The 10,443-nt window shown below is 72.6% G+C and carries 9 protein-coding genes and 1 rRNA gene; 9 read left to right on the forward strand and 1 reads right to left on the reverse strand.

The window, feature by feature from the left end:
- The 9 genes from rrf to AB0M73_RS49085 all read left to right on the forward strand — a co-directional run.
- Nucleotides 1-95: ribosomal RNA gene (gene rrf, locus AB0M73_RS49045) — 5S ribosomal RNA — on the forward strand; the annotation flags it as partial.
- 158 nt (nucleotides 96-253) lie between these two features.
- Nucleotides 254-2,791: a hypothetical protein gene (locus tag AB0M73_RS49050; RefSeq protein WP_363906987.1), complete on the forward strand. Its 2,538-nt coding sequence runs from the start codon at nucleotides 254-256 to the stop codon at nucleotides 2,789-2,791.
- Nucleotides 2,788-3,786 carry an HAD-IIA family hydrolase gene (locus AB0M73_RS49055; protein WP_363906989.1) on the forward strand — a complete coding sequence of 333 codons (999 nt, stop codon included), beginning with the start codon at nucleotides 2,788-2,790 and terminating at the stop codon, nucleotides 3,784-3,786. Before AB0M73_RS49050 ends, AB0M73_RS49055 begins: the two co-directional genes overlap by 4 nt.
- Nucleotides 3,787-3,901: 115 nt before the next feature.
- Nucleotides 3,902-4,087 carry a hypothetical protein gene (locus AB0M73_RS49060; protein WP_363906992.1) on the forward strand — a complete coding sequence of 62 codons (186 nt, stop codon included), beginning with the start codon at nucleotides 3,902-3,904 and terminating at the stop codon, nucleotides 4,085-4,087.
- 4 nt (nucleotides 4,088-4,091) lie between these two features.
- Nucleotides 4,092-4,898 (forward strand): TlyA family RNA methyltransferase, encoded by an 807-nt coding sequence (locus tag AB0M73_RS49065; protein WP_363906994.1) that lies wholly within the window; start codon nucleotides 4,092-4,094, stop codon nucleotides 4,896-4,898.
- On the forward strand, nucleotides 4,895-5,806 hold the full coding sequence (locus tag AB0M73_RS49070; RefSeq protein ID WP_363906996.1) for an NAD kinase: 912 nt from the start codon (nucleotides 4,895-4,897) through the stop codon (nucleotides 5,804-5,806). Before AB0M73_RS49065 ends, AB0M73_RS49070 begins: the two co-directional genes overlap by 4 nt.
- A gap of 83 nt (nucleotides 5,807-5,889) precedes the next feature.
- Nucleotides 5,890-7,680 carry a DNA repair protein RecN gene (gene recN, locus AB0M73_RS49075; protein ID WP_363906998.1) on the forward strand — a complete coding sequence of 597 codons (1,791 nt, stop codon included), beginning with the start codon at nucleotides 5,890-5,892 and terminating at the stop codon, nucleotides 7,678-7,680.
- Between the two features lie 10 nt (nucleotides 7,681-7,690).
- Entirely contained in the window at nucleotides 7,691-8,134 is a 444-nt protein-coding gene (locus tag AB0M73_RS49080) for a hypothetical protein (RefSeq protein WP_363906999.1), read from the forward strand.
- 2 nt (nucleotides 8,135-8,136) lie between these two features.
- Nucleotides 8,137-9,099, forward strand: a complete 963-nt coding sequence (locus AB0M73_RS49085; RefSeq protein ID WP_363907001.1) for a LacI family DNA-binding transcriptional regulator — start codon at nucleotides 8,137-8,139, stop codon at nucleotides 9,097-9,099.
- Here the strand turns inward: AB0M73_RS49085 and AB0M73_RS49090 are convergent.
- Nucleotides 9,019-10,179 carry an MFS transporter gene (locus AB0M73_RS49090; protein WP_363907003.1) on the reverse strand — a complete coding sequence of 387 codons (1,161 nt, stop codon included), beginning with the start codon at nucleotides 10,177-10,179 and terminating at the stop codon, nucleotides 9,019-9,021. The two genes, AB0M73_RS49085 and AB0M73_RS49090, sit on opposite strands and share 81 nt — an antisense overlap.
- Nucleotides 10,180-10,443 lie beyond the last annotated feature (264 nt).

Consider the following 10,443-nt stretch of genomic DNA (forward strand, 5'->3'; position numbering starts at 1 on the left):
AAACGCCCGGTCCCATTCCGAACCCGGAAGCTAAGCCCTCCAGCGCCGATGGTACTGCACTCGTGAGGGTGTGGGAGAGTAGGACGCCGCCGGACTAAAATTGGGGAAGGCCCCTGCGTCGTGGCGACACGATGCAGGGGCCTTCTTCTATGTGCCCCGAAGAGGCGCCCGGGGCCACGTGACGGCTACCGTGGTACCGGAGAGCGCCACCATCCCTTCGTGGGCTCTTGCCATGTTGTTCTAGGAGGTTGTTGTGTCCAGGTTCGGGCAGCGTCCCGGCGATCGTGAGCGCGGTCAGGGTGACCGTCAGCAGCGCACCGGCGGCCAGGGATCAAGTGAAGGCCGGGGTCAGCGCGGCGATCGTGGCGAGCGGCGGTCGTTTGGCGACCGTCAGCAGGGTGGTGCGCCCCGCCAGGACCGCGGCAACTGGTCGCCGCGGGACAACAACGACCGCAGCAACGGCACCAGCAACCGTGGCGGTTCCGCCGGCGGCGGCTACCGCGGCAGCGACTCCCGTTCCGGCGGCAGCGACCGCCCCCGCTACAACAACAGCGGCAGCAACGACTCGCGCGGCGGCAGTGACCGCCCTCGTTTCAACAGCGGCGGCGACTCCCGTGGCGGCAGCGATCGCCCGCGCTACAACAGCGATCGTGGCAACGACTCGCGTTCCGGCGGCGGCGATCGTCCCCGGTTCAACAGCGACCGCAGCGGCAGCAGCAACCGTGGCGGTTCCGCCGGCGGCGGCTACCGCGGTAACGACTCGCGCTCTGGCAGCAGCGACCGCCCCCGCTACAACAACAGCGGCAGCAGCAGCGACTCGCGCGGCGGCGGCGACCGCCCCCGTTTCAACAACGACCGTGGCGACCGCCCGCGCTACAACAGTGACAACCAGCGCTCCGGCAGCGGGTCGAGCGGCGGCTACCGCTCCGGCTCCTCCGACCGTTCTGGTTCGGGTGACCGGCCGCGCTTCACGAGCGACCGCAACGACCAGCGCGGTGGCGACCGCCCGCGTTACAACGGCGGCGACCGTGACAACCAGCGTTCGGGTGGCAGCTCGGGCGGCGGTTACCGCTCTGACCGCAACAGCTCCGGTTCCAGCGACCGTCCGAGCTACGGCAGCGACCGTGGTGGTGAGCGGGGTGGCGACCAGCGCGGTGGTGAGCGTCGCTCGTACGGCGATCGCGACCAGCAGCGCCCTGCCCGGTTCAACAGCGACCGGAACAACGACCGCGGTGGCGACCGTCCTCGGTACAACGACCGGGACAGCGAGCGCCCGCGCTACAACGGCGGCGACCGCGACAACCAGCGTTCCGGCGGCGGTTCGACCGGCGGCTACCGCTCCGACCGTCCGAGCTCGGGTGACCGTCCCAGCTACGGCAACCGGGACAACAGCCAGCGCTCGGGTGGCGGCTACCGGTCCGACCGCAGTGGCTCCGGTTCCAGTGACCGTCCGAGCTACAACAACCGCGACCGCGGCGACCGTCCGAGCTACGGCAACGACCGCGGCGGCGACCGGCCGCGCTACAACAGCGACAACCGGGTCAACGACCGGGACCGCGAGGACGTGCGCGACGGCTCCAGCAGCCGGCCGCAGCGGCCGTCCAAGTTCGACCGGCCCAAGCGGGCGGACGGCGAGCGCAAGTTCGACGGCGAGCGGAAGCCGCGCGCCAACCAGGTTCGGCGTGAGCAGAAGCATGAGCGGCCGCGCGCCTTCGAGGAGCGCGCCCCGCTGCGCGCCGTCGAGGACAAGCCGCGTGAGGAACTGGAGATCGCCGAGCAGGCCGAGGCCGTAGCGGCCGCGGTCGACGCCGACGTCGCCAAGACCGCGACCGACGCCGGGACCGACGCCGAGGCCACGGAAACGCCGGCCGACGAGGCCGCCGAGACCGAGGACGGCGACGCGCCGGAGGCCGAGGCCCAGCAGCGTGACGAGCAGGAGCCTGACGAGCAGGAGCAGCCGCGGACGGACAAGTTCGGTGTGCCGCTGCTGCCGGAGGGCGCTGTGTTCTCCGCGCTCGACGCCGAGGCCCGCATGGAGCTGCGCAGCCTGCCGAAGGCGCTCGCCGAGACCGTGGGCGCGCACCTGGTGGCTGCCGGTCTCCTTGTCGATGACGATCCGGAGCAGGCCCTCGCCCACGCCCGGTTCGCTCGGGCCAAGGCCGCGCGTGTCGGTCTGGTCCGCGAGGCCGCCGGCCTGACCGCGTACCACGCGGGCGAATGGGCCGAGGCGTTGTCCGAGCTGCGTGCCGCCCGGCGCATGAGTGCCGGCCCCGGCCACCTGGCCGTCATGGCCGACTGCGAGCGTGCCCTGGGCCGCCCCGAGCGTGCCCTCGACCTGGCCAAGGAAGCCGACGTCAAGCAGCTCACCAAGGCCGAGCAGATCGAGCTGCGCATCGTCGCCGCCGGCGCCCGGCGCGACATGGGCCAGCTGGACGCCGCGGTCGTGGCGCTGCAGGGTGACGACCTCGACCCGGCGAAGCACGAGCCGTGGAGCGCCCGCCTGTTCTACGCCTACGCGGACAACCTCGCGGCCGTCGGCCGCACCGAAGAGGCCATCCGCTGGTTCATGCAGGCCGCCGAGTTCGACGAGGACGAGGAGACCGACGCCTCGGAGCGCGCGGTCGAGTTGAGCGAAGGCGACAACGCCGACGACGACAGTGCCGACAGCGACAGTGACGACAGGGCTGACGGCGAGAGCGGCGACAGCGGCGAGAACGACAGCAGCGAGAACGACAGCAGCGAGAACGACAGCGAGGGCGAGCTCGCCCCGGTCGGCGAGGAGCGGGAGTGACCGAGCCGGACCTCCTCGCCGCGTACGACGCGCTGCTGCTCGATCTCGACGGCACCGTCTACCGCGGCGGGGAGGCCGTGCCCGGCGCGGTCGAGGCGATCAAGGCCAGTCGGGACCGCGGCACCGGCATCCGCTACGTCACCAACAACGCCTCGCGCAAGCCGGGCAGCGTCGCCGAGCACCTGAACGAGCTGGGTTTCCAGGCCTCCGTCGAGGAGGTCAGCACCAGCTCCCAGGCCGCCGCGGCCGTCCTGGCCGAGCGCCTCGACCGGGGCGCCCTCGTGCTGATCATCGGCACGCCGGCCCTGACCGACGAGGTCGAGGCCGTCGGGCTGACGTCGACCAGGGTGTTCTCGCCCGAGGTCGCCGCCGTCGTGCAGGGGCATTCCCCCGACACCGGCTGGCGCGACCTCGCCGAGGCGGCGCTGGCCATCCGCAACGGCGCGCTCTGGGTGGCGTGCAACGTCGACGCGACGCTGCCCACCGAGCGGGGCCTGTTGCCGGGCAACGGCTCCATGGTGACCGCCCTGCGCGCGGCCACCGACGTGGAGCCGGTCGTCGCCGGCAAGCCGGCCCGTCCGCTGATGGACCAGGCGATCCGCTCCGCCGGCGCGCGTAAGCCGCTCGTCGTCGGCGACCGCCTGGACACCGACATCCTCGGCGCCACCAATGCCGAGCTGGACGCGTTGCTGGTGCTCACGGGCGTCGCGACGCCTGGCCAGGTGCTTGAGGCGCCGGCCGAGCTGCGCCCCCGTTTCCTCGCCGCCGACCTGTCCGGCCTGCTCGTGCCGGTCTCCGAGGTCGAGATCGCCAAGCAGCCCGACTGGGACGTGCAGGTCGACGACGACACGCTCACCGTCACCGGTTCCGGCGATCCGCTGGCCCTGCTGCGCGGCCTGTGCGCCGCCTGGTGGCAGGCCGGCGGCGGCCCGGTGACCGTTCGGGCCGCCGATGACGCCTCGATGGCTGCCTTGGCCGAGCTGAATATCGGCTAGCGTTGTACGGAGCCGCACGAGTTAGTCCATCCAGGAGCCAGAGATGACCCAGCCGCCGATTCCGGGTCCACCGCCGACCACTGCGCGCAGTGCGCCCACTGGACCGCGTGGGCCGATGTGGCCGGCTGACAACAACGGGGGGCAAGCCCCCCACACCCCCGGCTCACCCACCGCAACCATCGACTACGCCGTCGCGAGGCTGGCGGAGCTCGACACGCTCGACGTCGCCGAGCACCCGGCGCGGTTCGAGGCGGTCCACGCCACGCTGACCGACGCGCTGTCGGCCATCGACGGGTTCTGAGCCGATGACCCGCAGGGCGCGGCTGGACGCGGAACTGGTCCGTCGGGGACTGGCCAGGTCACGGGCGCACGCGTCGGAACTGGTCGCCAACGGTCGGGTGACCGTGCGCGGCACCGTGGCGTCGAAGGCGGCCACCGCCATCGACGCCGACACCCCGGTCATCGTGCGTGAGGACGACGACGACCCGAACTGGGCCTCTCGTGGCGCCTACAAGCTGGTCGGCGCGCTCGACGCGTTCGACATCGACATCGACGGCCGCCGCTGCCTGGACGCGGGCGCGTCCACCGGTGGCTTCACCGACGTGCTGCTGCGCCGCGGCGCGCGCGAGGTCGTGGCCGCCGATGTGGGCCGCGGCCTGCTGCTGTGGCGGCTCCAGACCGACGACCGGGTCGTGGTCCTGGACAAGACGAACGTGCGCGCGTTGAACCCCGAGTTGACCGGTGGCGTCGTCGATCTCGTGGTTGCCGATCTTTCCTTCATCTCCCTCGGCCTCGTGCTGCCGGCGCTGCTGTCGTGCACCGCCGAGGACGGCGACATCGTGCCGATGGTCAAGCCGCAGTTCCAGGTGGGCAAGGACAACGTCGGGCCCGGCGGGGTGGTGCGCGGCGACCGGCTGCGGGCCCAGGCCGTGCTCGGCGTCGTCGGCGAGGCCGCCGAACTGGGGCTGCGCCTGCACGGCGTGGTCGCGAGTCCGCTGCCCGGCCCGTCCGGCAATGTCGAGTACTTCGTGTGGTTGCGGCGAGGCGAGCCGCTGCCGGCCGAACAGGCCGAGGAGCTGGTCGCCACCGCGGTACGTGAGGGGCCGAAATGACGCAGCTCAACGTGCACGGCGACCGGGAGATCCTGCTGGTCGTGAAGACCGGGCGGCAGACCAACCTGCGGCTGGCCGAGAAGGTCGCCGGTCGGTTCGCCGAGGCCGGCATCCGGCTGCGGGTCGTCGAGGACGAGGCCGCCGACCTGGACCGCTCCTGCTACGCCGAGGTGGCGCCCGCGAGCACCGCGGCCGTCGGCACCGAGCTGGTGTTCGCCCTCGGCGGCGACGGCACGCTGCTGCGCGCCGCCGAGCTGGCCCGCCCGTTCGGCACCCCGGTGCTGGGCGTCAACCTGGGCCGGGTCGGCTTCCTGGTCGAGGCCGAGATGGACGACCTGGACGAGGCCGTGCAGCGGGTCATCGACCGCGACTACCACGTCGAGGAGCGGATGACGCTGGACGTGGCGGCGTCGGTGCAGGGCGAGGTCATCGCCCACACCTGGGCGCTGAACGAGGCCAGCGTCGAGAAGAGCAGCCGCGAGCGGGTGCTGGACGTGGTCGTCGAGGTCGACGCCCGCCCGGTGTCCTCCTTCGGCTGCGACGGTGTGCTGTGCGCCACGCCGACCGGGTCGACGGCCTACGCGTTCTCCGCCGGCGGCCCCGTGGTGTGGCCGGACCTGGACGCGCTGCTGGTCGTGCCGAGCAACGCGCACGCCCTGTTCGCCCGGCCGTTCGTGGTGTCGCCGAGGTCGGTGGTGGCCTTCGAGATCGACCCGCACGGGCATCCCGCGGTGCTGTGCTGCGACGGCCGACGGCTGGTCGAGCTGCCCGCCGGCACCCGCGTGGAGGTGGCCCACTCCAGCACGCCGGTCAAGCTCGTGCGGCTCAAGCAGGACCCGTTCTCGGACCGCCTCGTCACCAAGTTCGCGCTGCCGGTGCAGGGATGGCGCGGCCCGGTTCTCGACTGACCAGCCCGTTCGGGCTGGCAGCGCTGACCGGTTTGGCCCGCCCCGGTCGTGGAACGTCAGGGGTTGGCACTAGTGTTCGACCTGTGCTGATCGAGATGCGTATCCAGGGTCTGGGCGTGATCGATGAGGCCAGCATCGAACTCCACCGGGGTTTGACGGTGGTCACGGGCGAGACCGGCGCCGGCAAGACGATGGTGGTCACGGGCCTGCACCTGCTGAGCGGGGGGCGGGCCGAGGCCTCGCGTGTGCGCACCGGGGTGGATCGCGCCGTCGTCGAGGGTCGCTTCCACACGCCACCGGGCACCCCGGCGGCGGAGGTCGCGGCCAACGCGGGCGCCGACCCGGACGAGGACGGCAGCCTGATCGCCGTGCGCACCGTCAGCACCGACGGCCGATCCCGCGCGCACCTGGGCGGCCGGTCCGTGCCGGTCGGGGTGCTCTCGGAGCTGTCCGAGCAGCTGATCGCCGTGCATGGGCAGAACGACCAGCTGCGGCTGACCCGCCCGGCCGAGCAGCGGGCCGTGCTGGACCGGTTCGCCGGCGAGTCGGTCGGCGAGCCGCTGGGCCGCTACCGCGCGCTGCGTGAGGAATGGGTCCAGGTCAGCACCGAGCTCATCGAGCGCACCGAGAAGTCCCGGGAGATGGCCCGCGAGGCCGACCTGCTCAAGCACGGTCTGGCCGAGATCGCGGCCGTCGACCCGAAGCCCGGCGAGGACGAGGACCTGCACGCGGAGTCCCGCCGGCTGGGCGACGTGGACCAGCTGCGCGAGGCAGCGTCCGGCGCCCAGTACTCGCTGAGCGGCGCTGCCGACACCGAGGTCGACGCAGTCGGCGCCCTGGGCATGATCGCCGAGGCGCGGCGCCGGTTCTCCTCGACCGAGGACCCCAAGCTGCGTGACCTGGAGCCGCGCCTGGCCGAGGCGGCCGTGCTGCTCACGGACGTGGCGACCGAGCTGGTCGGCTACCTGGAGTCGTTGGACGCCGATCCGGCGCGGCTGGAGCAGGTGCTGGCCCGGCAGCAGGAGCTCAAGCAGCTGACCCGCAAGTACGCGGCCGACATCGACGGCGTTCTGGAGTGGGCGAGGGTGTCGCAGGAGCGGCTGGCCGGCCTGGACACCTCCGAGGAGGCATTGGCCGAGCTGGCCCGTCGCAAGGACGAGCTGGCCGGACAGCTGGCCTCGGCGGCCAAGGAGGTCAGCGCCGAGCGGGCCGCCGCCGCCGCGGACCTGGGCAAGGCCGTCACCGAGGAGCTGGCCGGGCTGGCCATGGCGCAGGCCACCGTCGAGGTGGCGGTGCTGCCGCGGCTGGCCGAGCCGGACGACGCGGTGGCGCTGCTGGTCGACGGCCAGCGGCTGCACGCCGGCCGCGAGGGCGTCGACGACGTGGAGCTGCGGCTGATGCCGCACCCGGGGTCGCCGGCGCTGCCGGTGAACAAGGGCGCCTCCGGCGGCGAGCTGTCCCGTGTGATGCTGGCGCTGGAAGTTGTGCTGTCCCACGCCGATCCCGTGCCCACGCTCGTTTTCGACGAGGTCGACGCCGGTGTCGGTGGCCGCGCCGCGGTCGAGGTCGGCCGGCGGCTGGCCCGGCTGGCCCGCAGCCACCAGGTCATCGTCGTCACCCACCTGCCCCAGGTCGCCGCCTACGCCGACCGGCACATGGTGGTCAACAAGGTGGCCGAGGGCGGGTTGACCAGCAGCGGGGTCAAGGTGCTCGACGAATCCGAGCGGGTCGTCGAGCTGGCCCGCATGCTCGCCGGCCTCGACTTCACCTACACCGGCCGGGCCCACGCCGAGGAGCTGCTCGACGCCGCCCGTTCCGACAAGAAGGCCGACGAGCCGGTGCGCAGGACCCGGAAGAAGGCCGCCAAGTCCTAGGGGGAGCACGGTGGGGACCGTCGACGACCTGGTGTCGCTGTCCGATTTCGCGTGGGAGCGGCTGCGCAACCGCATGGCCGGCCTGATGGATGCCGTGCCCACGCCGCGCGTTCCGCGCGGGGCTCGGCCCCTTCGGGGCCGGTGCCTTCCCTCGCCGGATTTCGCCCGCCGCATCGGCTCGGGCGGTGGGGCGCGTCGGGTGGCGGCGGCCGAAATCCGGCGACGGTCCAGGCACCGGCGGGGCCTCGCATCCTCCGCAGCACCAATCAGTCGGCATGGTGGCGAAAATGTCCCGCTCTGCACGGACGAATCCTTGGCGCAGCCCATCGGCTCGCGCGCCGGCTTCTACGCCGGTGACACCCGGCGCTCGTTCGTGCTGCACATCCTCGACGAGCTCATCCACCACGGTGCCGAGGCCGCCCTGCTTCGCGACCTCTACGGCCACAAGGCCTGATCGTGGGCCGCCCCACCCTGGAGGACGTCGCCCGGCTGGCCGGGGTTTCCCGGTCCACCGTCTCCCGCGTCATCAACCGCCAGCCCGGGGTCGCGCCGTCGCATCGGCGGCTGGTGCAGGAGGCCGTCGTCGAGCTCGGCTACCGCCCGCACCTGGCCGCCCGGGCCTTGGCCTCCGGCCGCGCCGACACCCTCGACCTGATCATCCTCGACGACGATCCCGACGCCCTGAGCGCCAACCCGCACTACGCCCGAGTGCTCGCCGGCACGGTGAAAGCCTTGGCCGGCAACGACATTCGCCTCCAGATCCACGTGCTGCCGACGCTCGTGGGCTCCTGGGCCGGCACCGGCTTCGGCGCGGTTCTGGTCAACGTCCCGCCCGAGTCGGCTCAGCGGCTTCGCCGCGGCTACGGGTGGGTCGTGTCGATGGGCCGCTCCGCGCCGCGGGTGTCGTCCATCGAGCCGGACAACGCCGAGGGCGGCCGGCTGGCGGTCGACCACCTCTACCGCGCCGGGCGGCGGCGCATCGCGGTGATCGACGGCCCCGAAAGCAATCCTTGTGCCGTGCAGCGCCGCGAAGGCGGACTTCGTGTCATCCGGGAGGCGGGGCTGGAGCCGGTCCTGGTCCGAGGCGACTTCACTTTCGCCACCGCCGAGCGCCGGACCCGTGAGCTGATGATCGAGCATCCCGACATCGATGGCATCTTCGCCTGCTGCGACATGACCGCCGCGGGCGCCCGGCAGGCCCTGTCCGCCGCCGGTCGGCGCATCCCCGACGACGTCGCGCTCGTGGGGTTCGACGACGGGATCGTCGCCTTATCGTCCGGGCTGACCTCCGTGCGCCAGACCGTCGAGGACAACGCCGGCCTGGCCGCCCGGATGGTGCTAGCTCGCGAGGGCAGCCGCGTCGTGGTCCCGGTCAGCCTGACGGTTCGGGAGAGCAGCGGACACCACCGCGACGCCTAGGCCGCCCAGCGCCATCGCCGCGCCCACCCAGCCCGTCACCCGGTAGCCGTCGGCGGTCGCCGCGAGGCCCGCGAGGTAGGCGCCCGAGGCGTTGCCTAGGTTGAACGCCGCCACCGCCGCCGAGGACGCCAGCGTGGTGCCGCCGCCCGTGGCGAACACGCGGCTGGTGAACGCCGGCACCGTCGCGAAGGCCACCACGCCGAGGGCGAACAGCGTCACCACCGACGGCCAGGTCGCGAACACCAGCAACAGCACCGTCAACGCCGTCAGCAGCACGAGGATCGTGGTCATCAGCCGCCAGTCCGCCGCCCGCGCGCCGAGCCAGTTGCCCAGCACCAGCCCCACCCCGAACACGACCAGCAGCCAGGACAGGTCGCCCGGCGCGTAACCGGCCAGGTCGGTCATGATCGGCGCGATGAACGTGTAGGGCGCGTACACCGCCCCGAAGCCCAGCGCGGTCATGGCCAGCGCCAGCCACAGCTGCGGCCGCTTGAACACCCCCGTGTCCTCACTCGACGGCCGTGACGGCAGCGTCGGCACCAGCGCCGCGATCCCCGCCATGCCCACGACTCCGAGCGCCGCCACCGCCGCGAACGTCACGCGCCATCCCCAGTGCTGGCCGATGAACGTGCCCGTCGGCACACCGACCACTGTGGACAGTGTCAGCCCGGTGAACATGCCCGCGATGGCCCGGGCCCGCTTCGCTTCCCCCACCATGTCCGCCGCGGCCAGCGATCCCACGCCCAGGAACGCCCCGTGGCACAGCGCCGCCAGCACCCGGCCCGCCAGCATCACGCCGAATCCCTGCGCCAGCGCGGAGGTCACGTTGCCGGCCACGAACAACACCAGCAGCGCCAGCAGTGCCGTCTTCTTCGGCCACTTCCGCACCGCCAGCGTCACCACCGGCGCCCCGACCACCACGCCCAGCGCGTAGCCCGACACCAGCAGCCCCGCCCCGGGAATGCTCACCCCCAGGTCCCCGGCCAGCTCCGGCAACAGCCCCGCGATCACGAACTCCGTGGTGCCAATGGCAAACGCGCTCACTGCCAGCGCCGCCAGCGCCGGTCCCGTCCTCGTCACGATCACGCACTGCACACCCGAGAGCGCTCCCAACTCAAGGCCGTAGGGAAGGGCTGTGTGCTTGGGACGCCGTCCGGCCGGAACTTCCCGTGTCCGCGAGTCCCGCTCTCCGGCAACCATGTGTCGAGTTCATGCCTGCCCGAACGCGGGACTCGCCGGTGCCGGTGACACCCCCGCGAGATGCTCCTATGGTCTGTCAAGCCGTTTGGAGGGTGGGCAGCGCGGCTAGATCGGCCATCAGGCGTGGGTAGATCTCCCGGGCGG

Origin of the sequence: Kutzneria sp. NPDC051319 (assembly GCF_040682195.1) — a bacterium.
Classification (GTDB): domain Bacteria; phylum Actinomycetota; class Actinomycetes; order Mycobacteriales; family Pseudonocardiaceae; genus Kutzneria.

Coding starts and splice junctions, on each gene's coding strand:
- AB0M73_RS49060 (WP_363906992.1), top strand. CDS start 3,902: ATGTGGCCGGCTGACAACAACGGGGGGCAAGCCCCCCACACCCCCGGC.
- AB0M73_RS49065 (WP_363906994.1), top strand. CDS start 4,092: ATGACCCGCAGGGCGCGGCTGGACGCGGAACTGGTCCGTCGGGGACTG.
- AB0M73_RS49070 (WP_363906996.1), top strand. CDS start 4,895: ATGACGCAGCTCAACGTGCACGGCGACCGGGAGATCCTGCTGGTCGTG.